The organism is Thauera sp. WB-2 (assembly GCF_027594845.1).
GTDB lineage: Bacteria > Pseudomonadota > Gammaproteobacteria > Burkholderiales > Rhodocyclaceae > Thauera > Thauera mechernichensis.
The window spans coordinates 3,822,197-3,848,303 of sequence record NZ_CP088935.1 but is presented as its reverse complement, the minus strand read 5'-3'; the positions used below and the strand labels follow the sequence as shown (position 1 = coordinate 3,848,303).

24 protein-coding genes are annotated in these 26,107 nt (G+C 67.1%); 5 read left to right on the top strand and 19 right to left on the bottom strand.

Annotation, left to right across the window (positions count from 1 at the left end; translation table 11 throughout):
- Positions 1–37: 37 nt before the first annotated feature.
- Positions 38–631, top strand: coding sequence for a 5-formyltetrahydrofolate cyclo-ligase (locus tag LQF09_RS17550; protein WP_002931529.1), 594 nt, complete (start codon positions 38–40; stop codon positions 629–631).
- 18 nt (positions 632–649) lie between these two features.
- On the opposite strand, the gene ilvA is transcribed toward LQF09_RS17550, so the two are convergent.
- From ilvA to ubiU, 15 genes are all read right to left on the bottom strand, one after another.
- Entirely contained in the window at positions 650–2,179 is a 1,530-nt protein-coding gene (gene ilvA / locus LQF09_RS17545) for a threonine ammonia-lyase, biosynthetic (protein ID WP_002931530.1), read from the bottom strand.
- A gap of 74 nt (positions 2,180–2,253) precedes the next feature.
- A complete protein-coding gene (locus LQF09_RS17540; RefSeq protein WP_270068569.1) occupies positions 2,254–4,107 on the bottom strand; it encodes an AsmA family protein in 1,854 nt (617 codons plus the stop codon).
- Positions 4,108–4,120: 13 nt separating this feature from the next.
- Positions 4,121–5,056 (bottom strand): HPr(Ser) kinase/phosphatase, encoded by a 936-nt coding sequence (gene hprK / locus LQF09_RS17535; RefSeq protein ID WP_002933626.1) that lies wholly within the window; start codon positions 5,054–5,056, stop codon positions 4,121–4,123.
- Entirely contained in the window at positions 5,025–5,510 is a 486-nt protein-coding gene (gene ptsN / locus LQF09_RS17530) for a PTS IIA-like nitrogen regulatory protein PtsN (protein ID WP_002933632.1), read from the bottom strand. Before ptsN ends, hprK begins: the two co-directional genes overlap by 32 nt.
- 136 nt (positions 5,511–5,646) lie before the next feature.
- Complete coding sequence (gene hpf / locus LQF09_RS17525; RefSeq protein WP_002933639.1) at positions 5,647–5,970, bottom strand: ribosome hibernation-promoting factor, HPF/YfiA family; 324 nt, start codon at positions 5,968–5,970, stop codon at positions 5,647–5,649.
- A 17-nt stretch (positions 5,971–5,987) separates the two neighbouring features.
- Positions 5,988–7,454: an RNA polymerase factor sigma-54 gene (locus LQF09_RS17520; protein WP_270068568.1), complete on the bottom strand. Its 1,467-nt coding sequence runs from the start codon at positions 7,452–7,454 to the stop codon at positions 5,988–5,990.
- 22 nt (positions 7,455–7,476) lie between these two features.
- Complete coding sequence (lptB, locus tag LQF09_RS17515) at positions 7,477–8,199, bottom strand: LPS export ABC transporter ATP-binding protein (RefSeq protein ID WP_002933647.1); 723 nt, start codon at positions 8,197–8,199, stop codon at positions 7,477–7,479.
- Positions 8,186–8,635: a recombination regulator RecX gene (gene recX / locus LQF09_RS17510; protein ID WP_270068567.1), complete on the bottom strand. Its 450-nt coding sequence runs from the start codon at positions 8,633–8,635 to the stop codon at positions 8,186–8,188. Before recX ends, lptB begins: the two co-directional genes overlap by 14 nt.
- Before the next feature lie 16 nt (positions 8,636–8,651).
- A complete protein-coding gene (recA, locus tag LQF09_RS17505; protein ID WP_002939814.1) occupies positions 8,652–9,683 on the bottom strand; it encodes a recombinase RecA in 1,032 nt (343 codons plus the stop codon).
- A gap of 150 nt (positions 9,684–9,833) precedes the next feature.
- A complete protein-coding gene (gene pncC, locus LQF09_RS17500; RefSeq protein ID WP_002933654.1) occupies positions 9,834–10,322 on the bottom strand; it encodes a nicotinamide-nucleotide amidase in 489 nt (162 codons plus the stop codon).
- 4 nt (positions 10,323–10,326) lie between these two features.
- Positions 10,327–10,809, bottom strand: coding sequence for a phosphatidylglycerophosphatase A family protein (locus LQF09_RS17495; RefSeq protein WP_198291786.1), 483 nt, complete (start codon positions 10,807–10,809; stop codon positions 10,327–10,329).
- 79 nt (positions 10,810–10,888) lie between these two features.
- On the bottom strand, positions 10,889–11,848 hold the full coding sequence (gene thiL / locus LQF09_RS17490; RefSeq protein ID WP_270068566.1) for a thiamine-phosphate kinase: 960 nt from the start codon (positions 11,846–11,848) through the stop codon (positions 10,889–10,891).
- 85 nt (positions 11,849–11,933) lie between these two features.
- Positions 11,934–12,470, bottom strand: coding sequence for a ubiquinone anaerobic biosynthesis accessory factor UbiT (gene ubiT / locus LQF09_RS17485; RefSeq protein ID WP_270068565.1), 537 nt, complete (start codon positions 12,468–12,470; stop codon positions 11,934–11,936).
- A 31-nt stretch (positions 12,471–12,501) separates the two neighbouring features.
- Entirely contained in the window at positions 12,502–13,413 is a 912-nt protein-coding gene (locus LQF09_RS17480; RefSeq protein WP_002939802.1) for a U32 family peptidase, read from the bottom strand.
- 54 nt (positions 13,414–13,467) lie between these two features.
- A complete protein-coding gene (ubiU, locus tag LQF09_RS17475) occupies positions 13,468–14,484 on the bottom strand; it encodes a ubiquinone anaerobic biosynthesis protein UbiU (RefSeq protein WP_002931343.1) in 1,017 nt (338 codons plus the stop codon).
- Positions 14,485–14,688: 204 nt separating this feature from the next.
- Between ubiU and pomA the strand changes: the two genes are divergently transcribed.
- Both pomA and LQF09_RS17465 read left to right on the top strand, forming a co-directional pair.
- The gene (gene pomA / locus LQF09_RS17470) at positions 14,689–15,447 is read left to right on the top strand and encodes a flagellar motor protein PomA (RefSeq protein ID WP_002931341.1); all 759 of its coding nucleotides are present in this window, start codon (positions 14,689–14,691) and stop codon (positions 15,445–15,447) included.
- A 10-nt stretch (positions 15,448–15,457) separates the two neighbouring features.
- On the top strand, positions 15,458–16,351 hold the full coding sequence (locus LQF09_RS17465) for a MotB family protein (RefSeq protein ID WP_270068564.1): 894 nt from the start codon (positions 15,458–15,460) through the stop codon (positions 16,349–16,351).
- Between the two features lie 24 nt (positions 16,352–16,375).
- Here LQF09_RS17465 and LQF09_RS17460 read toward each other — a convergent pair whose 3' ends face one another.
- The 4 genes from LQF09_RS17460 to ubiB form a co-directional block, all read right to left on the bottom strand.
- Positions 16,376–18,061, bottom strand: a complete 1,686-nt coding sequence (locus LQF09_RS17460) for a hypothetical protein (protein ID WP_002939800.1) — start codon at positions 18,059–18,061, stop codon at positions 16,376–16,378.
- A 46-nt stretch (positions 18,062–18,107) separates the two neighbouring features.
- A complete protein-coding gene (locus LQF09_RS17455; RefSeq protein ID WP_002939799.1) occupies positions 18,108–19,568 on the bottom strand; it encodes a sodium:solute symporter family protein in 1,461 nt (486 codons plus the stop codon).
- Positions 19,569–19,689: 121 nt separating this feature from the next.
- Positions 19,690–21,909 carry an ornithine--oxo-acid transaminase gene (rocD, locus tag LQF09_RS17450; protein ID WP_002939798.1) on the bottom strand — a complete coding sequence of 740 codons (2,220 nt, stop codon included), beginning with the start codon at positions 21,907–21,909 and terminating at the stop codon, positions 19,690–19,692.
- A gap of 104 nt (positions 21,910–22,013) precedes the next feature.
- Entirely contained in the window at positions 22,014–23,543 is a 1,530-nt protein-coding gene (gene ubiB, locus LQF09_RS17445) for a ubiquinone biosynthesis regulatory protein kinase UbiB (protein WP_270068563.1), read from the bottom strand.
- Between the two features lie 170 nt (positions 23,544–23,713).
- Between ubiB and argS the strand changes: the two genes are divergently transcribed.
- Both argS and LQF09_RS17435 read left to right on the top strand, forming a co-directional pair.
- The gene (gene argS / locus LQF09_RS17440) at positions 23,714–25,477 is read left to right on the top strand and encodes an arginine--tRNA ligase (protein WP_270068562.1); all 1,764 of its coding nucleotides are present in this window, start codon (positions 23,714–23,716) and stop codon (positions 25,475–25,477) included.
- 16 nt (positions 25,478–25,493) lie between these two features.
- Positions 25,494–26,087: an SPOR domain-containing protein gene (locus LQF09_RS17435; protein ID WP_270068561.1), complete on the top strand. Its 594-nt coding sequence runs from the start codon at positions 25,494–25,496 to the stop codon at positions 26,085–26,087.
- The last annotated feature ends 20 nt before the right edge of the window (positions 26,088–26,107 follow it).

Genomic DNA, 26,107 nt, shown 5'->3' with positions numbered 1-26,107 from the left:
TTTCAAGGCTGAACATACCACAGTGACGGATCATCCATTGGCCCCCGCAAGCGCGCTCGACGTCGACGCTGCTGCACAGCGCAAACGCCTGCGCGAGGCGGCATTGCGTGCCCGGCAGGCAATGCCGGAGGCGCAGCGCGCCTGCCTGACATTGCGCCTGGCGGCGCATCTCGATGGGTTGATGGCGCTGCTCCAGCCCCGACGGCTTGGCTTTTGCTGGCCCTATCGCGCCGAGCCCGATCTGCGTCAGTGGGTGTGCGGCTGGCGCGTTGCCGCGCCCGGGCGGGTGGCCGCCTTGCCCGTGGTCTTGGAGCGCGATGCCGCGATGGTGTTCCGCGCATGGGAGCCGGACCAGCCGATGGTGCTGGACCGCCACGGCATCCCGCACCCGGCCGCGGGCGACAGCCTGATACCCGACGTCGTCCTCGTTCCGCTCAACGCCTTCGATGCCTGCGGCTACAGGCTGGGCTACGGCGGCGGCTACTTCGACCGCACCCTGGCTGGCATGGACACTGTTGCAGTCGGTGTCGGCTTCGAACTCGGGCGCGTACCGAGTACGCTGCCACAGCCCCATGACAAGCCTATGGAGTGGATCGTCACCGAGGCGGGGGCGGCCAGGGCGCTGCCCTGAGCCTTCCGCCGTGAGGGGTCAGCCGGTGCTGGCCGACAGGAACATGCGATAAGCGGGATTGTCGCTCTCGGCGGCGTATTCGTAGCCGAGGCGCTGCAGGAAGTCGTCGAAGGCGGCCTTATCCTGCGGAGGGACCTGCATGCCGACCAGGACGCGGCCGAAGTCCGAGCCATGGTTGCGGTAGTGAAACAGGGAGATGTTCCAGTCCGAGCGCAGGTTGGAGAGGAAGTTCATCAGTGCGCCGGGGCGTTCGGGGAAGATGAAGCGGTAAACCACTTCGTTCTCGGCCTGCGGCGAGCGGCCGCCGACCATGTAGCGCACATGGGTCTTGGCGAGTTCGTCGTCGGTGAGATCGATGGCCGGCAGTTCGTGGCGTTCCAGCATCTCGACCAGGCGCGCAACCTCGTTGCGGTTGTGTACGGTGACGCCGACGAAGATGTGTGCCTGCTGCGGGTGGGCGTAACGGTAGTTGAACTCGGTGATGTTGCGGTTGCCGAGGACACTGATGAACTTCTTGAACGAGCCCGGCTTCTCCGGAATCGTCACGGCGAGCACGGCTTCGCGCTGTTCGCCGAGTTCCGCGCGTTCAGCCACGAAACGCAGACGATCGAAGTTCATGTTGGCGCCTGAAGCTACGGCGACCAGGCTCTTGTCGCGCAGCTTGTGGCGGCGGGCATATTCCTTTGCGCCTGCGACCGCGAGTGCGCCGGCCGGCTCGAGGATCGAGCGGGTGTCCTCGAACACGTCCTTGATCGCGGCACAGATGGCGTCGTTATCGACCACGATCATCTCGTCCACATATTGCTGGCACAGGCGGAAGTTTTCGGCGCCGACCTCCTTCACTGCGGCGCCGTCGGCGAAGATGCCGACCTGTTCCAGGGTGACGCGCTTGCCCGCCGCCAGCGACTGGGTCATCGCGTCGGCGCCTACCGCCTCGACGCCGATGATCTTCGTCTCCGGGCGCAGGCGCTTGATGTAGGCCGCAACGCCGGCGATCAGGCCGCCGCCGCCGACACAGCAGAATACCGCGTGGATCGGCTTTGAATGCGCGCGCAGGATCTCCAGGCCCACGGTGCCCTGGCCGGCGATCACGTCGGGGTCGTCAAAGGGGTGGACGAAGGTGAGCTTTTCGCTCTTCTCGAGTTCGAGCGCATGCGCATAGGCGTCGGAATAGGACTCGCCGGCGAGCACCACTTCGCCGCCACGCGCCTTGACCGCATCGATCTTGATCGCCGGCGTGGTGCTCGGCATCACGATCACGGCACGCACGCCAAGCTTCGCCGCCGAAAGCGCCACGCCCTGCGCATGGTTGCCGGCGGAGGCACAGATCACGCCGCGCTTGAGGGCCTGGGGCGAGAGCTTGGCCATCTTGTTGTAGGCGCCGCGGATCTTGAAGCTGAACACGGGCTGCATGTCCTCGCGCTTGAGGAAGATGCGGTTATGGGTGCGTGCCGACAGGTTTGCAGCAAGGTCAAGCGGGGTCTCGACGGCGACGTCGTACACCTGTGCGTTGAGGATGCGTTCCAGGTAATCCGAGGGGGTGGTCATGGGCGGCCGAAATCCTGCTGCAAAGCGGACGAGGGTATCAGCCGCGGCGGCTGGGTCGCAAGGGGCGGCAGCGTTCAGCGCAGCAGGTCGCGAAGGCCGCGGCGTAGTGTGTCCTGCACGCCCTCGGGTACGCGCTCGCGGATGCGCTCATCGATGCGCTCGGCCGCGCGTTCGCGCAAGCTGTCCGCCACCAGCGATTCGATGTCGAGTGCGAACCTGGGCTCGGCAAACGGGCCGCTGATGCGGATGGGGATGGTGAGTCCGCGCAGGTTGGCGAGTTCGTCACCGCCTTGTCCGGCCAGGGTTGCGACGGCGCTGGCGCGCAGCCGGTAGTCGATGGTCTCGTTGATCAGGCTGGCGCTGCCGGCGCCGGTGAGTCTGAGCAGGGGCGCGCGCAGCGCGAGGTCGTCATTGCGGACCTGGCCGTTGGCGATGCGAAGTGTCGCGCTCAGATCCGTGAAGTCGGTCTCGTTTCGCCCGCTCGGAGAGGGCGCTGCCGTTCCACGTATGCGGGCGGACGCCTCGCGCATCATCTGGGCGATGTTGATGCCCTTCAGCGCGCCATCGACGATGCGCAGGTCCACCTGGCCGGTGATGCTGCGGCGCAGGCTGTCGGTGCTGTCGGCGTTGCCCTGCAGGCGGGCCTGCACCGTGGCGCGGCCTGCGATGCGTGCTTCCGTGCCGCTGAAGTCGCGCAGGAAGGGGGCGAGCTGAATGTCCTCGAGACGCTCATCGAGCGTGAGCCGAAGCGGGCTGCGGCGCGCATCGATGCCGACCTTGCCGCTGTAGCGTCCGCCGTAGAGCGAGGCCGACAGTGGGGCGAGCCTGAGCTGTCCGTCTTCGGCCTGCAGGACGAGGTCGACCTCGCTCAGCTGCAGGCCGTGCGCGCGCAGGCGGCCGACACGCAGGCGACCGTCGGCAGCGAGCGTGACGAGCGCGCTGGGGTTGCGCGCTGCCGCGGTTGCGGCGCCCGCCGGGGCGGGCGCGACCTGTGCGCCGGCGGGCAGGTAGGCGTCCAGGTCGAGGTTGTCGATGTCGAGATCGAACTGAATTGCGGGGCGCGTGGGCTCGGTGACGGCAACGCGGCCTTCGATCCGGGTGTCGTCGACGATGGCACGCAACCGTTCGAGCACGATCGAGTCGGCGTCTGCGCGCAGCGCCGCTTCGATCTGCCCCTGGGGCCGAATGCCGTCACTACGGCCGAAGCGCACCGACAGGTCCGATAGCTCGATCACCTCGTCCTGGGGACTGATGCGGACACGCGAGTCGATTGCGATGTCCATGGTCGCGCTCATCCCGCTGCTGCTCAGCGTGAAGCTGGATTGCAGCGGGAAGGGTGCTCCCGGCCTGATCTCGCTTGCCTGAAGCTGGAGCTTGGTGAGCTGCAGCTGGGTGTTGTCGCGGAGGTCGGTCCACGACACGCTCGCCCCCTGGATGTCGATGCCTCCAATCGCGAGTGCGAGTGCGCCGGCCGTCGTCGCGGTGTCGCCCCGGGGCGCTGCGGCTGGCGCACTCCCCGCAGTGTCCGCGTCCGCCGTCGACCAGTTCGTACGCCCGTCGGCCGTACGCACCAACTTGAGGGCGAGGCCGTCGATGGCGATGCGGTCGATGTCGAGTTCGCCGCGCAGCAGTGGCAACAGGCGTGCGCGGGCCTGCAGCCTGGCAATGCGGGCAAAGGGGGCGTCGCCGAAGCCTGGCGCATCGGCAAGGACGGCGTCCCTTGCCTCGATGCCCAGCCATGGATAGAACGAGAGATTCAGGGTGCCATCGATCTGCAGCGACCGACCGGTGTGGCGCATGAACTCGGCGGCGATGCGCTCGCGGTGGTCGTTGGCGTCGAAGCGCAGTGCGATCCAGGCGGCAAGTGCAGCGACGAGCGCGATGAGGATGCCGATCGTGATCAGCAGATAGCGTATCGGCGTTCTCATCGCGCCGCCTGCATCAGTCTTCCGGCGGCGTCATCGCCCGCGTCTGGCGTTCGATGAAGTCCTGGGTCGAATCGATGCCACGCAATTGCAGGATGGTCGAGCGCACCGCAGCCTCGAGCAGAACAGCCAGGTTACGGCCAGCCGCAACCGGCAGCACGACGCGTGCAATTGCAACGCCCAGGATATCCTGGACCTCTTGCTGCAAGGGCAGGCGGCTGGGATCGCCGGGGCCCGGCTGGCGGCGCTCGAGGTGGCAGATCAGGCGCAGGCGCATCTTCCGGCGGCACGCCGTTTCACCGAAGATGGTGCGGATGTTGAGAATGCCCAGGCCGCGCACTTCGATGAAGTCCTGCAGCATCTCTGGGCTGCGCCCCTCGAGCACGGTGGGAGCGATGCGCGACAGTTCGACGACGTCATCGGCCACCAGGCCGTGACCGCGGGAAATGAGCTCCAGCGCGAGCTCCGATTTGCCTGCACCCGAGTCGCCGGTGATCAGTACGCCCAGTCCGAGCACATCCATGAACACGCCGTGCAGCGAGGTCTTCTCCGCCAGCTCGCGCGACAGGTAGAGCCGCAACTGGTCGATCACGCTTGCCGATGGGTGGGCTGCGCTGAACAGTGCGACGTCGTGTGCCACGCAAACCCCATGCACGATATTGGGAACTTCGCAGCCGTCGGCGACGATCAGGGCTGGCGGGTGCGCAGAGCAGATCTCGTTGAGGTGGTGAGCAACCTTGTCGTTTGACTGGCGGCGCGCCCATTCGAGCTCCGCCGCGCCCATGACCTGCAGCCGTGTGGGGTGGATGAGGTTGAGGTGGCCGACGAGATCGGCCGGCCACATGCGGTCCTCGGCGACCGCGAGGCTCGCGCCGAGGTTGCCGCTGATGTGGTTCAGCTGCAGGTTGTCGCGATGCGCCTCATACAGCCGCGCGACGCTGGTCTGCCGCATCGGCGCCCCAGTTCATGAACATCTGGTGGATATGGTCCGCATCCGGCGCGGCTTGCAGCGCTTCGCGGAAGCCGCGGTCGCTGAACATCTGAGCCAGCTCGGAGAGCAGTTGCAGGTGGGTCTCGTTGGCTTGCTCGGGGACCAGCAGCACGAACAACATGTTCACCGGGCGGCCATCGGGCGAGTCGAACTGCACCGGGCTCGCAAGGCGCAGGAATGCACCTGCCGCCTCCTTGAGACCCTTGATGCGCCCGTGCGGAATCGCAATGCCCTGGCCGAGGCCAGTGGAGCCGAGGCGCTCCCTCGCGAACAGGCTGTCGAACACGGTGCTGCGCCCGATGCCCTGATTGTTTTCGAACAGCAGGCCCGCCTGCTCGAAGACGCGCTTCTTGCTGCTCGCGTCGAGGTCGACCACCACATTGGACAGTGGCAGGAGTTGGGATATCAGGCTCATTCGCTGGAGGGTTCGCGCAATATCGCAGGCATTCCGGTCGCAGGGTGCGACCGGCCGTCCCGGGGCATGCTGGCGCCGCGTCTTGGAAACGGGCGCATTATAACCATACCCCGGACGTGGGGCTGAAACGAAAGCGTCAGGCTTCGGGGGCCTGGTGCTTGATCGTCTCGTGGTTGTGGTCGGCCAGTTTCTGCTTGTACTTCTGCACCTGGCGGTCGAGCTTGTCGGTCATCGCGTCGATGGCCGCGTACAGGTCGGCATCATCGCTTTCGACGAAGATGTCCTTGCCGCGCACGTGCAGGGTGACCTCGGCCTTCTGCTTGAGCTTCTCGACCGAGAGGATCACCGCGACACTGGTGACGTTGTCGAAGTGACGGATGACGCGATCAAGCTTGGAGGTGACGTAGTCGCGAATGGCCGGAGTGACTTCGACGTGGCGCCCGGTGATGTTGAGATTCATGTTGACTCCTGTTTTTGTCAGATGGATTTGCGCAGGCTGACCGGCGGGATATTGAGGGATTCGCGATACTTGGCGATCGTGCGCCGTGCGACCACGATACCCTGCTGGCCAAGGACTTCGGCAATCTTGGCGTCGGACAGCGGCTTCTTGCTGTCCTCGGCGTCAACCAGTTGGCGAATCAGCGCGCGAATCGCCGTAGACGAGGCCGCTCCACCGGTGTCGGTGGCGACGTGACTACCGAAGAAATACTTGAGTTCGAACACCCCGCGCGGACTCGCCATGTACTTCTGCGTGGTCACGCGCGACACGGTGGACTCGTGCAGCTCGAGTTGGTCCGCGATCTCCCGGAGGGTGAGTGGCCGCATTGCCACCTCCCCATGATCGAAGAACTGCCTCTGCTGGTCAACGATGGCCTGGGACACCCGGAGGATGGTGTCGAAGCGCTGCTGCACGTTCTTGATCAGCCAGCGTGCCTCCTGCAACTGTCCGCTCAGGCCGCCACCCTGGCCGCGGTTCTGCTGCAGCAGGCTGGCATACAGGCGGTTGATGCGCAGACGCGGCATTGCCTCCTGGTTCAGGCTGACCGTCCACCGCCCGCGCAGCTTGCGTACGACCACATCCGGCAGTACGTAGCGCGTCTCGGCGTTCGAGTAACGCGAGCCGGGGTGGGGATCGAGGCTGCAGATCAGGGCATGGGCGGCGCGCAGGGCCTCGTCGTCGCAGCCGGTCAGCTTCTTGAGCTTGACGAAGTTGCGCTCGGCGAGCAGCTCGAGGTGCTTGTCGACGATCTCGAGCGCGAGCGTGCGCGTCGCCGAAGCCGGCAGGGTACGGAGCTGCAGCGACAGGCATTCGCTGGGGCTGCGCGCGCCGATGCCTGCGGGCTCGAGGTTCTGTACGTGGCGCAGCGCGATGCTCAGGTCATCGACATCGACGTCGGCGTCGTCCGGAAGCAGTTCGAGGAGCTCATCGAGCGGCTGGTGAAGGTAGCCGTCGTCATCCAAGGCTTCGATGATGAAGCGCACGAGGGCGCGGTCGCGGTCTGACAGCGGCGACAGCGACACCTGCTGGTCGAGGTGTTCACGCAGGGAGACGCCGGCCGCCTGCAGTTCCTGGTAATCGACGTCGTCGTCGTCCTCGCTGCGGCTCGATGCGCCGCTGCCGACATTGGACCAGTCCATGCCTTCGTCGGCGCTGCCATGGTCGGCATGGTCGCCGGCGTCGCTGTCCGTAGCGCTGGCTGGCGCCTCGGGGGTGTTCGCCTGTTGCTGTCTGGCCTCGTGTTCGGGGGGGCTGCCCGGTGGAAGCGGTGGTACGAACTCGACACCGTCGCCGTCGCTGCGCTCGAGCATCGGGTTCTCGAGCAGGAAGCGCTCGATCTCCTGGTTCAGCTCGATGGTCGACAGCTGCAGCAGCTTGATCGACTGCTGCAGCTGCGGCGTCAGGGTAAGGTGCTGGGAGAGCTTGAGCTGGAGGCTTGGTTTCATCGCTGTCGACGCGCGCGCGGATTCACAGGCGGAAATGCTCGCCCAGGTAAACCTGGCGCACCCTTTCGTTGTCGATGATCTCGGCCGGTTCGCCGCTTGCCAGTACCCGGCCCTCGCTGATGATGTACGCACGATCGCAGATGCCGAGCGTCTCGCGCACGTTGTGGTCTGTGATCAGCACGCCGATGCCGCGCTCCTTGAGGAAGCGGATGATCTTCTGGATGTCGATCACCGCGATCGGGTCGACCCCTGCGAAGGGTTCGTCGAGGAGGATCAGGCGCGGGTCGGTTGCAAGTGCGCGCGCGATCTCGCAACGCCGGCGCTCGCCGCCGGAGAGTGAGACGGCGGTGTTGTCGCGCAGGTGGTTGATGCCAAGCTCGAGCAGCAGTTCGTCGAGCCGGGTCTTCACCTGGTGCGCCTCGAGCCCTTGGAGCTCGAGCACGGCACGGATGTTTTCGGCCACGGTGAGCTTGCGGAAGACGCTCATCTCCTGCGGCAGGTAGGACAGGCCCAGACGCGCACGGGCGTGGATCGGCAGGTGGGTGAGGTCGGTGCCGTCGAGGTTGATCTGGCCGCCGTCGGCACGGACCAAGCCTACGATCATGTAGAAACAGGTGGTCTTGCCGGCGCCGTTGGGGCCGAGCAGGCCGACGACCTCGCCCGAACCGACCTCGAAGCCGACGTCGTGGACCACGGTGCGCGCCTTGTAGCGCTTTTGCAGGCTGGAGACCTTAAGCAGACTCATCGCGGGGTTCTTTCAGCAGCTTGCGGATCAGTTCGGGTGCAAAGCCGCGGGTTTGCAGGAAACGGGCCTGGCGTGCCCATTCGCGCGCATCCGCCGGGGCCGCCTGGAAGCGGCTGCGCAGCACTGCGCGGGCACGCTCCAGTTCCGATTCTACGCACTCCGTGGCGAGTGTTGCCTCGATCAGTTCACGGTCGATCCCGCGCCGCGCCAGCTCGCTGCGCAGCCGGCTGCCGCCGAAACGGTTGGCGCGGGTGCGCACGTAGGCTTCGGCGTAGCGGCTGTCGGACTGCAGGCCGAGCTCGCCCATGCGCTCGATCACTGCCTGCACCTCGTCAGCCTCGCCGTGGGCGGCCAGCTTGCGCGTCAACTCCGCGCGCGAGTGGTCGCGGCGGGCAAGATGGCGAAGCGCGCGTTCGCGCAGGCTGGGGGCGCCCATGGTGTCCTGGCTTGGCTCAGCTTTCCGTGGCCGTTGCCGGTGCCGCTGGCGGCAGTTCGGGCAGGCCGACGGCGACGCGGACCTTGTTTTCGATTTCGCGCGCAAGCGTCGGATTCGCACGCAGGAATTCGCGTGAGTTGTCCTTGCCCTGGCCGATCTTGTCGCCTTGGTAGGCATACCAGGCGCCCGACTTGTCGACGATCTTGTGTGTCACGCCCAGATCGATGATCTCGCCCTCGCGCGAGATGCCTTCGCCGTAGAGGATGTCGAAGTGGGCCTCCTTGAAGGGGGGCGAGACCTTGTTCTTGACGACCTTGACTCGGGTTTCGGAGCCGACCACCTCGTCGCCCTTCTTGATCGTGCCGGTGCGGCGGATGTCCATGCGCACCGAGGCATAGAACTTGAGTGCATTGCCGCCCGTGGTGGTCTCCGGGCTACCGAACATGACGCCGATCTTCATGCGGATCTGGTTGATGAAGATCACCAGCGTGTTGGTGCGCTTGATGTTGGCGGTGAGCTTGCGTAGCGCTTGCGACATCAGGCGCGCCTGCAGGCCGGGGAGCTGGTCGCCCATCTCGCCCTCGATCTCGGCCTTGGGGGTGAGCGCGGCGACGGAGTCGACGACGACCACGTCCACGCCGCCGGAGCGCACCAGCATGTCGGCGATCTCGAGCGCCTGCTCGCCGGTGTCGGGCTGCGAGATAAGCAGGTCCTGGATATTGACGCCAAGCTTCTCCGCGTAGCCGACGTCGAGCGCGTGCTCGGCGTCAATGAAGGCTGCCGTGCCGCCCAGCTTCTGCATCTCGGCGATCACCTGCAGGGTCAGCGTGGTCTTGCCCGAGGATTCCGGGCCGTAGATCTCGACGACCCGGCCGCGCGGCAGGCCACCGAGGCCGAGCGCGATGTCGAGGCCGAGCGAGCCGGTGGAGACGGTCTGGATGTCACGTTCGACGTTGCCGTCGCCCATGCGCATGATCGACCCTTTGCCGAACTGCTTTTCGATCTGGGAGAGCGCGGCGGCGAGGGCCTTGGCCTTGTTGTCGTCCATGGAGGTGCGTCCTGTGTGATTGGCGGATTATGGCACAAAGATTGCAGGCATGCGGACGGCCGCGCCTGATGCCGCTAGTTTAAGACGTGTATGAAAATACAGCAAACGGCGGAGTTGCCGAAGCGGACGGGGCAGGCTCGCGTCAGTGCGTCAGTGCGCCAGTGCAAGTACGCCCTGCAGTGCGCGGATCACGGTCTGTCTGCGCACGGCGCTACGATCGCCGGCGAAATGCAGGGTCAGGGCGCTTTGCTCGCCGGCGCGCAAGGCCCAGCCGATGCACACCGTGCCCACGGGCTTGGCCGGGCTGCCGCCGCTGGGGCCGGCAATGCCGGATACGGCGACGGCGACCGTGGCGATGCTGCGATCAAGTGCCCCGGCGGCCATCTCGCGAACGGTGGCCTCGCTGACCGCACCTTGGGTTGCGAGGGTGTGGGCGGATACGCCCAGCATGTCGATCTTGGCTTCGTTGGAGTAGGTGACGAAGCCGCGGTCGAACCAGGCCGAGCTGCCGCCGATCGCGGTAACGGCCTCTGCGATCCAGCCGCCGGTGCAGGACTCGGCGGTCGCCAACTGCCATCTGCGTGCGCCGAGCGCCTGGCCGACCTGTTGGGCGAGGGTGTCGAGTTCGGTGTCGGTCATGGCTTTACGCGCCGACGATGGCAACCAGGATGGCGAGTGCGAGCAGGGTATAGCCGGCCGCGACCAGGTCGTCGAACATCACCCCGAAGCCGCCCTTGAAACTGCGATCGGCCCAGCGTACGGGGGGCGGTTTGACGATATCGAAGAAGCGGAACAAGGCCACCGCGACCGCCTGCCAGAGCAGGGTTGGCGGCGTGAAGGCCAGCACCAGCCAGGTGGCGACCATTTCGTCCCACACGATCCCGCCGTGGTCGGGCACGCCGAGTGCGCGCCCCGTGCGCTCGGCGGCCAGCACGCCGGCGATGAACAGGGCTGCGAGCAGGGCAAGGAAGACGAACTCGGACAGTGGGACGCGGATCAGCGGGTAGAGCGCCCATGCGAGCAGCGTGCCCATGGTTCCCGGCGCCCAGGGCGACAGGCCGGAGCCGAAACCCAGCGAAATGAAGTGGGCGGGGTGGCTCATCATCAGGCGAAGAGTGGGGCGCATCTCGTGATCCGATCTGTGTTGTTCGACGCGTGCTTGCGTACCAGGAGGGATTGATTCGGGCGAAATGGTTCGCAGTACATCAGGCAAAGTGATCGTAGCCGCTGGGCGCGAGCGGGGCCAGCGTGCCGTCGGCTTCGCGCATGTGGATGCTGCCGCTATCAGCGGTGAGGCTGCCGATGCGGTGCACGGGCAACTCGAGCTTTGTGGCGAGCGCCCGTACGGTGTCACGTTGCGCAGTGGCGGCGCAGAAAAGCAGTTCGTAGTCGTCGCCCCCCGCGAGCAGGCAGTGTCTGCACAAGACCGGGTCGGCGCCGGTTGCAAGCAGGCGGGCCAGCGGCAGCGCCGCGGTTTCGATCAGCGCACCGGTGTGCGAGCGTTCCAGAATGTGGCGAAGATCGCCGAGCAGGCCGTCGGAGACGTCCAGCATGGCACTGGCCACGCCGCGCAGCGCACGGCCGAGGGCGAGCCGGGGCTGTGGGCGTTGCAGTGCGGCGATGCAGGCGCGCCGGCCGTCGGCGTCGAGCCTGGTCCGCCCTTGCAGGGCGGCGAGCCCGAGTGCAGCCAGGCCGGGCTGGCCCGATACCCACAGGTCGTCACCGGCGCGACCGCCGTCGCGGGTGACGGCCTCGCCGGCGGCCGTCTCGCCGATGATGGTGACCGACAGCGTGAGCGGCCCGCGCGTGGTGTCGCCACCGGCGAGGTCCACGCCATGCGCATCGGCACAGGCGAAGAAGCCGCGCGCGAAAGCCTCGATCCAGGCTTCGTCGGCAGCTGGCAGGGACAGCGCAAGGAAGGCCCAGCGCGGTTCCGCGCCCATCGCTGCGATGTCCGAGACGTTCACCGCCAGGGTCTTCCAGCCGAGATCTTCGGGGTCGGTGTCGGCGAAAAAATGGGTGCCCGACACGAGCATGTCGGTCGATACGGCGAGCTGCATGCCCGTGCGCGGCTGCAGCAAGGCGGCATCATCGCCGACGGCGAGCGCGGTGTGCCGTGTGGCGCGAGTGAAGTGACGCTGGATGAGGTCGAATTCGGAAGGCATGACGCGAAGTGAGGCGGCTGCCCGCATGCGGGCGGGCGGGCGCCAAGCTTAGCGCACAAGTGCGCTGCGCGCGCCGTTGCCGGACTCAGCGTGCGCGCAGACCCAGGCGCGCCTTCAGACTGTCCCAGTCCACCGCGTCGAGCGTGTTCTTGACCAGCAGGCCGAGGTCGGTGTCGCCTTCCATGCGCAGGCGGCGGCTGAAGAACAGCGTGTCGGGATCTTCCTCGCGCAGTGCGAGCGCGATGAAGTCGCGCGTGGTGGCGGAGATCACCAGGTCCGGCTTGCGTCCCGCAGCTGGAACGGCGCGGCGGAAGCCGCGCTCGCCGAGGCTGAAATCGAGCGTGAGTCCGGCATCGAGCACGCGCATCTGCAGGTGGCGTCCGCCGAGCGGTGCCAGCGTGTCGCGCGGCAGGATGCGGCCGAGCGCGAGGTTGAGCGCTGCGATCAGGGCATGCGTCGGCGGCTGCTGCGGCAGGCGCGAGATCAGCCTGGCCAGTGCCGTTGGCACCGTGAAGTCCGGAATGCGGAAGTCTGCCAGGCTTTGGGCAATGCGCTGGCGCAGGCTGCCGGGCAGGAGTTCGGCAGGCAGGGGCGGGCGCGGCAGGGTGGGCAGGGCGGGCATGTGTGTACTCCGGGGAGGCGGGTGTGCTGGCTCAGGCCGCGACGTATTGTTCGGCACCGGCGCGGCCGTGCCAGAAGCCGTTGCAGGGCGCCTCGATCATCAGTGCGCGGCTTGCCGCGAGGGCTTCGGCGGGCGAACTCTGGGCATCGATGGTGGTGCGGAACAGTTCGACGATGGCGCGCGTGTTGGCGCCCTGTGGGCTGATGCGCAGGACTTCGGCGTTGCCACGTACCGCGGCGAGGTCGCCGAGCAGGTTATGCACCCGTGCCGACTGCGTCTGCACGCCGTTCAGGGTCAGGAAGGGTTCGCCTTCGCGGGTGCGCAGCGTGATGCCGTCCATGATCGACAGACAGCGGAACTCGCAGGTGTCCTTCTGCAGGTTGAAGTGGCGGGCGGTGAAGCAGCGCGCCGAATGCGCGAGCGGCAGGCGGCCGTAGGCGAAGACCTCGGTTTCGATCGGGGCTGCGAGCGCTTCGCGCACCTCGGCAAGCGCGGCACCCGACATCTCCGGGGCGACGGCCCAGCGCGTGGCGCCCGAGTCGATCATCAGCTGCAGCGTGTTCGGGTTGAAGATGTTCAGTGTGGGGCCAGCGACCCAGTCGGTGATGCCGGCCTCGGCGAGCAGTCGCACCGCGCCCATGTCGTTGGCCTCGACGCGGAAGCCGGTCTCGCCCTCGCTGTGCTGGCGCACGATGCGGCGCAGTACCTTGAGGTCGGATTCGGATTCGATCAGGCCCTGGGTACTGATGACCACTTCCTTGCCGGCCGCGGCGAGCACCTTGCCGACCTCGAGCCAGTCGTCGAGGCGCAGTTCGTGGCGGCGCGAGCACACCGTCTCGCCCAGGTAGACGCTGTCGATCGGTGCTTCGACCATGTCGGCGTAGAAGTCGAGCACGCTCTGGTGCGGCCAGTAATAGAGCAGGGGGCCGAGGGCGAGTTTCATCGGGCGGGTCTCAGTTCGTTCGGGTGATGCGGTGCGAGGCGGCTTGCGCGACGCTCACTTCCACGGGCGGTAGTAGGCGCCCAGCGTATGGCTCTGGCCTTCGGAGACCTTGTTGAGCTCGGCCATCCACGCCGGCAGCACTGCGAAGCCTTCGGCGCCGCCGGCCTTGAGCTTGTCGAGCGCGGCGCGCCACACCTTGGTGACCTGGGCGACATAGGCTGGGCTGCGCTGGCGGCCTTCGATCTTGATCGCACGGATGCCGATGCGGGCGAGCTCGGGCAGCAGTTCGAGCGTGTTGAGGCTGGTCGGCTCCTCGAGCGCGTAGTAGGTCTCGTCGTTGACCTCGAAGCGGCCCTTGCACAGGGTCGGGTAGCCGGCGCGCTCACCGTCGGCGAAACGGTCGATGAGGATGCCGTTGAGGCGCGTCTCCATGCCGCGCGGCGTGTCTTCCCAGCGTACGTGCTTGCCCGGCGAGCAGGCGCCATTGCAGTTGGGCGACTCGCCGGTGGCGTAGGCCGACAGCGCACAGCGGCCCTCGACCATCACGCACAGGCCGCCGAAGCCGAAGACCTCGATCTCGACCGGTGTGTTGGCGACCACGCTCTCTACCTGGGCCATGGACAGCACGCGCGGCAGCACCGCGCGCTGGATACCGAAGCGCTCATGGTAGTAGTTGATCGCCTCGTAGCTGGTGGCCGAGCCCTGCACCGACAGGTGCAGGCGCAACTGCGGATGCGTTCTGGCGGCGTAGGCCATAAGACCGGGGTCGGCGAGGATCAGGGCATCGAGACCGAACTCGGCAGCGCGGTCGATGGCCTGCGTCCAGCTCGGCCAGTTGCCGGTCTGCGGATAGGTGTTGAGTGCGAGCAGCACCTTCTTGCCACGGGCGTGGGCGTAGGCGATGCCTTCGCGCATCTGCGGCGGGTCGAAGTTGAGGCCGGTGAAGTTGCGCGCGTTGGTGGCGTCCTTGAAGCCGAGATAGACGCAGTCTGCGCCGTGGTCGACGGCGGTTTTCAGGGCGGGGAGGCTGCCGGCTGGGCAGACGAGCTCGATCGTATTGGGTGCGGACATTGGCGGCCGGGCGGGCAGGGAAGAACCCGGGCACCATAGTGCGTGGTCGCTGAGGTGGCTTTGACGAGTGTCAAACGCCCGTTGTGCACCATCGTGCGGTGCGCAAAAAAACCTTATGATTCGGGCCAATGACATTCGGCCGCGATGGCGTCTGCACGAAGTGGTGCAGGCGAGCATCGGTGTGCTCAACGCAATGGAGCGTGCGTGGATCTTGCAACACTGATTGGGCTGCTGGGCTCGCTGGGCATCGTCGTCTCGGCCATCGTGCTCGGTGCGTCGGCAATGATCTTCCTCAATGGACCATCCTTGCTCATCGTTGTCGGCGGCAGCCTGTTCGTCGTACTCAGCAAGTTCACGCTGCAGCAGTTCCTCGGCGCGTTCAAGGTGGCGGCGAAGGCGTTCAAGTTCCGCCTGCCCGACACCGAGGAGGTCATCAAGGAGGTGATGGAGGTTGCGCAGGTGGCGCGCAAGGAGGGCATGCTGGCGCTCGAGAGCCGGCCCTCTTCCATCCCTTTCTTCCAGCAGGGCATCCAGCTCATGATCGACGGCCAGGCACCCGAGACGGTGCGCGAGATCCTGCAGAAGGAGCGCCTTCTCACGCTCGAGCGCCATCGCTGGGGGGCAAAGGTGTTCAGCGCCATGGGTGACGTCGGCCCGGCGATGGGCATGATCGGGACCCTCATCGGCCTGGTGCAGATGCTGTCGAACATGGAAGACCCGAAGTCGATCGGCCCGGCGATGGCGGTGGCGCTGCTGACCACGCTGTATGGCGCGATGATGGCAACGATGATCTTCCTGCCCATGGCGGACAAGCTCAACCTGCGCATGACCGAGGAGGCACGCCTCAACGCGATGCTCATCGATGCGATCTCGGCGATCCAGAACGGCACCAATCCGCGCGTGATCGAGACCCTGCTCACGAGCTACCTGCCGCCCGCCAAGCGCAAGTCCGAAGGCGGCTGAGGGCGCGCACATGGACATGCCCGAGGAGGAGAAGGCCGGCATCCCCGCCTGGGTGATGACATTTGCCGACCTGATGTCGCTGCTCATGTGCTTTTTCGTGCTCCTGCTCTCGTTTGCCGAGATGGATGCGATGAAGTTCAAGCAGATCGCCGGTGAGCTCACCAAGGCCTTCGGTGTGCAGCGCGATGTGCCGGCGATCGAGTCGCCGATGGGGACGACGCCGATCTTCGACAAGTTCTCGCCGGGGCCGCCCAAGCCCACCCCGATAGATACCGTGCGGCAGGAGACCTCCAAGGAGGATCCCAAGCTCAAGACCTACACCTCCAACGCGAGCAACGAGGCGATGGTGCGCGAGGTGTCCGAGCGCCAGGTCAGCAAGAGTGCCGACGAGTTGCGCAAGACGCTCGAGAAGGAGCTCGGCCAGGGCACGCTCCAACTCGACGAGGAGAAGAAGCGCATCGTCATCCGTATCGAGGAGCGCGGCGCCTTTCCGTCCGGCTCGGCTGACCTCGCGCCGGCATTTGCCGACGTGGCGCGCAGGATCGGCGAGTCGCTGGCCGATATCCCGGGGGAGATCGCGATCGAGGGTCATACCGACGACATCCCGATCAGCACTGCGCGTTTCCGCTCCAACTGGGATCTGTCGGCAGCGCGCGCCTCATCAGTGGCGAACGCGCTGCTCGCGACCGCCACCGTCGCGCCGGGACGGCTGCGTGTGCATGGCTTTGCCGAGACGCGTCCGCGGGTCGAGAACACGTCGGCAGCCCTACGCGCGCAGAACCGGCGGGTCGAGATCGTGATCGACATGTCCGGGCCGATCGAGGTGCTGGAGAACCGGGCGCGCCAGCTGATCGGTGGCGGCCATTCCGAGTTGCTGCCCTTCATGGGCTGGCAGGCGGAATAGCCCTATGGCCCTCCGAGGCCGGGCTCAGCGCCGCAGGGCCTGAGTCAGACGGGTGAACTCGGCGCCAAAGTGGCGAATCATGTGCTTGAATTCCGCATGGCGGTTGGCGTCGAGCACGGGGTCGGCGTCGCCGCCGTCGGCCCAGATCACGCCAACCGGACGATCACCGAGGTGGATGGCGCCAAGCAGGAAGCCCGCCGGCCGCACATGCGCGCGCAGGACCTCGGGGAGTTGGCGGCGACCGGCCGCGAGCCGTGTGCGGTCGATGCAGGTAGATCCCGCCGCGTGGCGGAACAGGCGTGCGAGCAGGTTGTCGTCACCCGCAGGCACCCAGAGGGCTTTCGCATTGTCCTCGGGGGCAAAACCGTAGGCGAAGTAGCAGCTCAGGCGGTCTGCGGCAGAGGCTTTCAGGAACAGCAGGCAGCGCGCAAGGCCAAGGCCTTGCTCAAGCGTGTGCGCCGTGTCCGCAAAGAACGCGCGCAGGTCGCGATAGCGGCCGTGCTGGCAGTTCTGCATGAAGGCCTCGATGATCTCGGTGACAGGCTCACCGCCGATGCCGCCATGGGCCTTGGGCTGCGTCGCCTTGGGTGCTGCGCTTGAAGGCTCGTCGGCCTGTGTCTCGCCTTCTAGCCTCGTTGTCACCAGTCGGGTGCGGTCGTCGCCGGCGTGTTGTGAGCGAGCATGCCATCCGTCAGTGTGCGCGTCGCTGTCAGCCGGTCGCGCGGGCGCTCGGCTTGCGGGCATCTGCGCGCCGGGGCTGCGCGGTGGCGGTGGCGGCCAGAAAAAGCGCTCGCATGCGACCGGGCGATGGTCGATGAACGCAGCGGCATGGCTGATGCGTACTGCGACGCGACGCGTGCTTGCGACGATTTCGTCGAGCGGCAGGTTCGTCATCGCCGACGCAGCGTGCAGCAGTGTCGTGGTGTGGCCACCATACCAGTTGTCATGTGTCGCCCAGGCGATGAGGTGGGCAAGGACGGCATCCGCGCCGCGCTGGTGCAGATAGCGGGCGAGTGCGATCGGCAGCTCGGGGGCCATGCCCCCTTGCCAGGCGTAGCGGCCCGCGTGCGCAAGCATGGTGCCCGCCCTGTCCATGATCGTCGTCAGCGCCGGGCTCGCCGGCAGGCCAAGATCCTGCAGGTGGGCAGCGTTCAGTTCGACGGGGGAGCAGCCCAGCAGAGCCTCCTCCACCCGCGCACGCCGCTCGCCGGCCGCGGCGCGCACTTCGATCTCCTGGTGCAGTTCGGGGGCGGCGAGGGGGAGCTTCCAGCGCGCCACGCCGAGCAACAGCGTCAGCCATTCGAGATACTCGGCATGCTCGCCGCCGTGGTGGTGCGCCCAGTCGGCCTGCAGGACACGGCCGAACTGGCTCGTTGCCATCGCCCGTACCGCCTCGTGCCGGGCAGCGGCGCTTGCATCCAGGCCCTGGTCAGCACACCGTCTGGCCAGGGCCTGGACCTTGTCGACGCCAAGCATGTTGAGCGCATGCTGAAGGCCTTGCACCTCGCCGTCGATGCGCGGTTCGCGGGCGGCGAGCAAGATGACCTCGAGCGCAAGCGGGATGTCGCCGTGCAGCATGGTGCGCAGCGTGTCCATGCCGATCCCGGGGTCGAGCAGGGTCTCGAGCGCCTGTGCTGTCGACAGCACAGGCATGCGCACGGCGGCCAGTTCGCGCCGCCAGTAGTCCAGCCCCTTGGCCGTGCCATTCATGACTGCCGCCCCCTTGGCCTGGCCTCAGGACGCGCTGGCCGTGGGGTCAACGCGCGGTGTGGTAGGTGCCTGCGGCGGCGCGATGACCACCGACCTGCGGCCTGTGGTGCGTCTTGGGTCCGATCAGGCCGCCGACCAGCATGCCGAGCGCGCTTGCCGCCAGGCCGTAGAGCTGGGGCTCGACGTCGCCCTCGGTGACGAAGATCTCCAGCAGTAGCCAGGTCGACAGGCCGAGGATGATGGCCAGCGCTGCCCCCAGGTTGTTGGCGCGCTTCCAGAACAGGCCGGCGGCCAGGGGCACGAAAGCGCCGGCTAGCGTCACGCGATAGGCGCTCTCGACCATGTGGTGGATGGTGGCCTCTGTGGTGGTGGCGTACCAGGTCACGAGGACGGTGAACACCACCACGGTGACCCGCGTGCTGAACAGGAAGGCGCGGTCGCTCATGCCCGGGATGAAGCCGCGCAGCACGTTCTCGGAGAAGGTCACCGAGGGCGCGAGCAGGGTGCCCGAGGCGGTGCTCATGATCACCGACAGCAGGGCGCCGAAGAAGATCACCTGGGCGAAGAAGGGCATGTGCTGGAGGATCAGCGTGGGCAGGATGAGCTGCGAGTCCTGCTCCATCAGGCGCTCGACCATGCCGGGGTCGATGATGTTGGCGGTATAGGCGAGGAACAGCGGCACCGCAGCAAAGAAGAAGTAGCTCACCCCCCCCAGTGTGGTACCCCATACGGCGACGCGCTCGTTCTTCGACGAGTTGACACGCTGGAAGACGTCCTGCTGCGGGATCGAGCCCAGCGCCATGGTGGCGAAGGCAGCGAACCAGGCGATCATGTCGATGAGGTCGAGCGAAGGCAGCCACTCGAACTTGCCCTCGGCCGCGGCCTTGGCGATGACGAGTTCGAAGCCGCCAGCCTTGTCGCCGGCAAGCCAGGTGACCCACACCAGGCCGATCACGATCACGATCATCTGCACGAAGGTGGTCAGTGCCACCGACCACATGCCGCCGAACAAGGTATAGACCAGCACGACGGCGGCGCCGATCAGCATGCCCTCGTTCATGCTCACGACGTCGTTCGACAATACATTGAACACCAGTCCGAGCGCGGTGATCTGCGCCGCTACCCAGCCAAGGTAGGACAGCACGATGCAGATCGACAGCACGAGCTCGGTCGTGCGGTTGTAGCGCATGCGGAAGAAGTCGCCCAGCGTGAGCAGGTTCATGCGGTAGAGCGGGCGGGCGAAGATGAGGCCGAACAGGACCAGGCAGGCTGCCGCGCCCAGTGGGTCGGAGATCAGCCCACGGAAGCCTTCGTCCAGGAAGGTGGCCGAGATGCCGAGCACGGTCTCGGCGCCGAACCAGGTTGCGAACACCATCGCCAGCACGATGTACATCGGCAGGTTGCGACCCGCAGTGATGTAGTCGCGCGCATTGTGTACCCGGGTGGCGGCATACAGTCCGATGCCGATGGAAATGACCAGATAGGCGACGACAAGCCAGAGCAGCATCAGGGAGCCCTTCGTTGAGGCGCACGCACGCGCACGGTTGGAAAAACAGGCGCGAGTTTAGCAACAGGAGGCGTTGCGATGGGGGGCGAATGTGGTCGATCCGTGCGCGAACACGCCTGCTTCATTGCAGATCTGCAACGCTGTCGGCGAGCCGTGTCCGTTTCGCCGCGAACGCACGCAGCGTGGTCACGATGGTGGTGATCGCCTGCTCCAGCGTCTCCTCGTCGATGATCAGCGGTGGCGCCAGGCGCAGCACGTTGCCGTTGGTGTCGCGAGTGGCGATGGCGTGTGCGAGCAGGCGCTCGGCAATGGCGCCGGCGTCGGCGAAGTTCGGCTCGAAGGCGACCCCGACCAGCAGGCCCCGGCCACGGATCGCGCGCACGCCGGGCAGGTCCGCGTCGCGCAGGGACTGGATCAGGTGTGTGCCGAGCCGCTCGGCGCGCTCCCAGGGCCGGAGCTGTTCGAGCAGCGCCAGCACTTCGGTGCCTACGGCCGCTGCCAATGGGTTGCCGCCGAAGGTCGAGCCATGGTCGCCGGGGCCGAACACGTCCATGAGCGCGCGATCGGCAAGGAAGGCCGATACCGGCAGCAGTCCGCCGCCCAGGGCCTTGCCCAGGATGAGTCCGTCGGCACGCACGCCCTCGTGGTCGCAGGCGAGCAGGCGCCCGGTACGGCCGAGGCCGGTCTGCACCTCGTCGGCGATCAGCAACACCTTGTGCCGGCGGCAGATCTCGGCGCATCGGGACAGGTAGCCAGCCGGCGGCACCACGATGCCGCCCTCGCCCTGGATCGGCTCGACCAGAAAGGCAGCAGTGTCGGGGGTGATTGCCGCTTCGAGGGCGTCGGCGTCGCCGAAGGGGATGCGCTCGAGCCCCGGCGGGAAGGGGCCGAAGCCGGCGCGATAGTGCGCATTGGAGGAGAGTCCGACGATGGCGATGGAGCGGCCATGGAAGTTGCCATCGCAGGCGATGATGCGGGCCTTTCCGGGGGCGATGCCCTTGACCTGGTAGCCCCATTTGCGTGCCGCCTTCAAGGCCGTCTCCACGGCTTCCAGGCCGGTATTGACGGGCAGGGCGCGCTCATAGCCGAAGGTCGCGCACAGGCGCTCGAGGAAGACCGGCAGACGGTCGCTGGAGAAGGCGCGCGAGGTCAGCGCCAGGCGCTGGGCCTGCTCGGTCAGGGCCTGGACCAGGCGCGGGTGGCTGTGGCCGAAGCTCACTGCCGAGTAGGCGCTCATCATGTCAAGGTAACGCCGGCCGTCGGTGTCCCACAGCCAGACGCCCTCGCCACGCTGGAACACGGCGGGGAGCGGGGCGTAATTGGCGGCGCCGTAGCGGCGTTCCTTCTCGCGCAGCCAGGCGGTCGATGGGCCGAGCGCAGCAGCGGCAAGCTCGCGTACCCAGCGCATGCCGCTGCCGTCGGCATCCAGTTCGGGACGGTATTCGACGATCTCCAGCGCGATGAAGTCGGCGCAGGCGCGCAGACTGAACAGGCAGTCGGTGAGCGCACGGGGTGCCAGGCCGCCGGGCTCGGGGCAGCTCACCGCCGGGAAATGGCCCGGATCGAGGGCGTCGAGGTCGAGGCTGACGCCGAAGCCCGCCTGCTCGTCTGCGCGCACGATGCTCAGTGCATCGCAGAACACGGCCGCCAGACCGCGCTGCGCAATCTCCTCCATGTCGAAGATGCGCACGCCCAGACGCCTGAGCAGGTCGCGCTCCTCGGCCTCCCAGGCGCGTGCGCCGAGCACGCAGGTGCGCGCGGGATCCAGCGTCGGCCCGGGGATGTCGCACAGTTGCGGGTGGCCGACCCCCAGCAGCGCAGCCAGAGGCATGCCGTGGATGTTGCCGGAGTGGGTGCTGGTGTCGGTGTGGCTGTCGAGGTGGGCGTCGATCCACAGCAGCCCGGGGGAGCGTCCGCAGCGTCGGCCTACGCCTCGCCAGGTGCCTGCGGCGATTGCATGGTCACCACCGAGCACGAGCGGGAAGCTGCCGGGTGGCACTGCTGCCACATGGTCGGCGAGGCGACGGGCAAAGCGGCCATTGTCGTCGAGGCGCCGGGCCATGTCGGCGACTTCCGTGTTCTCGGCAGTGCTTGCCGGATCGGCTCCTGTCTGAGCTGCCGCCTGTGCAGGTACGCCGGCAGCGAGGGGGCGCAGGGTCTCGAGCCAGTCGACGCCGAGTCCGATTGCGTGCAGATGGGCGCAAAGGCCACCGCTTTGCAGACTGTCGGGGCTGGCCGCCGTACCTGGGGCAGGGGCGCCGAGCGCGCTCGCGGCGCCGATCACCCGGATCATCGAGTGAGGTACGTGCGGCGCCATGCCATCCATGCGTGTCGTCGTCATTACGGCACCTCCATGCATCCTGGTCGCGCCCGCACGCGGCGGGCCGAATCATGTGTGCATGAGTTGGATGCGGGGGCGCCCGATTCGTTCAGCCTCCGCTCGGCTCAGCCCAGCAGGCGATGCAGCTCGAGGCCGAGCAGGGTGGCTGCGACCGCGCCGACCAGCAGCAGCAGGCGGGTGAGCCGGCGCTGGCCGGCTGCCAGGTCGTCCAGGCGCTGCTGTTGCGCGCTCTGCTGGCGGCCGGATTCGGTCAGCGCATGGTGCACCAGGCGAGGCAGCTGCGGCAGCGTGCCGGCCCAGGCCGGTGCTTCTTCCTTGACGCCGCGCACCAGCGCACGCATGCCCATGCGCTCATCCATCCAGCGCTCCAGGAAGGGCTTGGCGGTCTTCCACAGGTCGAGCTCGGGGTCGAGCTGGCGGCCGAGGCCTTCGATGTTGAGCAGGGTCTTCTGCAGCAGCACGAGCTGGGGCTGCACTTCCATCTCGAAACGGCGTGCGGTCTGGAACAGGCGCAGCAGGGTCTTGCCGAAGGAGATGTCCTTGAGCGGCTTGTCGAAGATCGGCTCGCACACGGTGCGGATCGCGGCCTCGAACTCGTCCACGCGCGTCTTCGCCGGCACCCAGCCGGCTTCGATGTGGGCAAGCGCCACGCGCCGGTAGTCGCGCTTGAAGAAGGCGAGGAAGTTGGTGGCGAGGTAGTTCTTGTCCACCTCGTTGAGCGTGCCCATGATGCCGAAGTCGAGCGCGATGTAGCGCCCGTCGCGGTGCACGAAGATGTTGCCCGGGTGCATGTCGGCATGGAAGAAGCCGTCGCGGAACACCTGGGTGAAGAAGATCTCCACGCCGGCGCGCGACAGCGCCGACAGGTCGGTGCCCTGGGCGAGCAGCGCGGGCGTCTGCGAGATCGGCACGCCGCGCATGCGCTCCATCACCATGACCTTGCTGCCGCACCAGTCCCAATGCACTTCGGGCACGATGAGCAGCGAGGACTCCGTGAAGTTGCGCCGCAGTTGCGAGCAGTTGGCGGCTTCGCGCATCAGGTCGAGTTCGTCGTGCAGGTACTTGCTGAACTCGGCGACGACCTCGCGCGGCTTCAGGCGACGGCCCTCGGGCCAGATCTTCTCGAGCAGCACGGCAGCGACCTCGAGCAGCGCAAGATCGTGCTCGATCACGCGCTCGATGCCGGGGCGCAACACCTTGACGGCGACCTCGGTGCCGTCGGGCAGGCGGGCGAAGTGCACTTGCGCCACCGAGGCAGAGGCGACCGGGGTTCGCTCGAAGTCGTCGAAGACCTCGTCGATCGGTTTGCCGTAGAAGCCTTCCAGTACCGCCAGCGCCTGCTCGGTGGGGAAAGGGGGGACGCGGTCCTGCAGCAGCGCCAGCTCGTCGGCGAGGTCGGGGGGCAGCAGGTCGCGCCGGGTGGACAGCATCTGGCCGAACTTGACGAAGATCGGTCCCAGCGACTCGAGCGCCTGGCGAAGGCGTGCGCCGCGCGGCTGGGAAAACGTCCGCCAGAAGAAGAACGTATGCCATATGCGTGCAAGGCGTCCGCTGCTGTCGGCGTCGAGGACCATGCGGTCGAGGCCGAAGCGCAGGCTCACGGAGACGATCTTGGCGAGGCGGAAGAGGCGCACGTTGGGAAGCCGGGCAGACGCAAACCCGGGACTTTAGCCGGAAAGCGACGGCGGGGGAACGCCGCCTGTGCGTGACGCCTGCCACGGCGCGCAATCTGCGCTCACATCCTCGACCGGGCCCGAGGCTGCCTTCCGCTATAATCGCGCGTTTCGAATCCATCCCGAGTGCCATGAGCGCCGACCCCAAAGTCCTGTTGACCGACCTGCTCAAGACCGCGCTGAAGAGCGTGGCGCCCGACCTGGTCGATACGCCCATCCTGCTGGAGCGCCCGAAGCAGGCGAGCCACGGTGATTTCGCCACCAACCTCGCGCTGCAACTGGCCAAGCCGCTCAAACGCAATCCGCGCGAGCTCGCTGGTCTGCTGCTCGCCGAGCTTCCGGCCTCGAAGCTGGTCGAGAAGGCGGAGGTTGCCGGAGCCGGTTTCATCAACTTCACCCTGGCCGCAAGCGCCAAGACAGCGGTCGTGCGCGAGGTGCTTGGCAAGGGCGCGGGGTTTGGCCGTGGCGACGTCAAGGGCGTCAAGGTGCAGGTCGAATTCGTCTCCGCCAACCCGACCGGCCCGCTTCATGTCGGCCACGGCCGCGGTGCGGCCTACGGCGCCTCGTTGTCGGACGTGCTGGCGTTTGCCGGCTATGACGTCACCCGCGAGTATTACGTCAACGACGCCGGACGCCAGATGGACATCCTGGCGCTGTCGACCTGGCTGCGCTACCTGGCTTTCTTCGGTATCGAGATTCCGTTCCCGCCGAATGCCTACCAGGGCGACTACGTGATCGACATGGGCCGTGAGATGCGCGACGCGCATCAGGATCGCTTCGCCAGGGTCAGCGCCGAGCAGATCCTCGCCGGCACCCCCGGCCTGCCGCCGGCCGATCGCAAGGACGACGAGGCCAAGCAGCAGCGCGAGGAGCACCTCGACGCGCTGATCGCCAACGCCAAGCGCTTGCTGGGCGAGGATTACCCCTGGGTGCATGGCTTCGCGCTCAACGAGCAGCTCGGCGATGGCCGCGAGGACCTGCAGGAATTCGGCGTGCGTTTCGACAAGTGGTTCTCCGAGCAGAGCCTGTTCGACACCGGCCTGGTCGAGCGCGCGGTCGCTCAGCTCGAGAAGCAGGGTCACATCTACCTGCAGGACGGCGCGAAGTGGTTCCGCTCCACCGCTTTCGGTGACGAGAAGGACCGGGTCGTGCAGCGCGAGAACGGTCTGTACACCTACTTCGCTTCTGACATCGCCTACCACCTCAACAAGTACGAGCGCGGCTTCGATCGCGTCATCGACATCTGGGGTGCCGACCACCACGGCTACATCCCGCGCGTGAAGGGCGCCATCGCCGCGCTCGGCCTGCCGCCCGAGAAGCTCGAGGTGGCGCTGGTGCAGTTCGCAGTGCTGTACCGCAACGGCCAAAAGACCTCGATGTCCACCCGCTCGGGTGAGTTCGTCACCCTGCGCGAGCTGCGCCGCGAAGTCGGCAACGACGCCTGCCGCTTCTTCTACGTGCTGCGCAAGTCCGATCAGCACCTGGATTTCGACCTCGATCTTGCCAAGAGCCAGAGCAACGAGAATCCGGTGTACTACGTGCAGTACGCCCATGCCCGGGTGTGCTCGGTGCTCAACCAGTGGGGTGGCGAGGCGGTCGAGCTGGCCGCGGCCGATCTCGGCCTGCTGCAGAACGAGCGTGAGCTTGCCCTGTGCGCCCGTCTGGTGAGCTTCCCCGAGCTGGTGCAGAACGCGGCTGCGGACTACGCACCGCACCAGATCGCCTTCTACCTCAAGGATCTCGCTGCCGACTTCCACAGCTGGTACAACGCCGAGCGCATGCTGGTCGAGGACGAGGCGCTCAAGCTCGCCCGCCTGGCGCTTGCCGCCGCGGTGGGCCAGGTGCTCGTCACCGGCCTGAAGATGCTGGGCGTGTCCGCGCCCGAGTCGATGTGATGCGGGGAGCGCAATCGTGAGTCGAGACCGCAAGCCGGCGCGTGCCGCCCGCGCGCCGGCCAGGAGCGCCGGCGGGACGCTGATCGGCATTTTCATCGGCTTGGTCTTCGGTGCGCTGATCGCAGCCGGTGCCGCCTGGTACTTCACCCGTGCCAACCCTTTCCAGCCCGCGCCGGTCGCGCCGCGCGTGCAGGCGCCCGACAACGGCCCCGCCGCCTTGCCGGGCAAGCCGGGCGATCGCCCGGTGGTCAAGCAGGATTTCGAGTTCTACCGCATCCTCCCGCAGGGTGAGAACGTGCCGGCCCAGACCCCGACCCCGACCACCCCGCCGACCCTCCAGGCGCCGGTCGAGGATGCAGTCGCGCGACCGGTCGAGCGTCTGTACCTGCAGGTCGGAGCATTCGAGAATCCGAGCGAGGCCGACAATCTGAAGGCCCGCCTGGCCCTGTCCGGCATCCAGGCCAGCGCCCAGCGCGCCCAGCTCGAAGATGGGCGGGTGGTGCATCGGGTCCGGATCGGCCCCTTCGCGCGCCCGGAAGACATGAACCCGATGCGCGCGCGTCTGGCCGAGGCCGGCTTCAATGCCTCGGTAAGCCGCGGCAACCCTTGATCTCCAGATGTGGCGGCCGG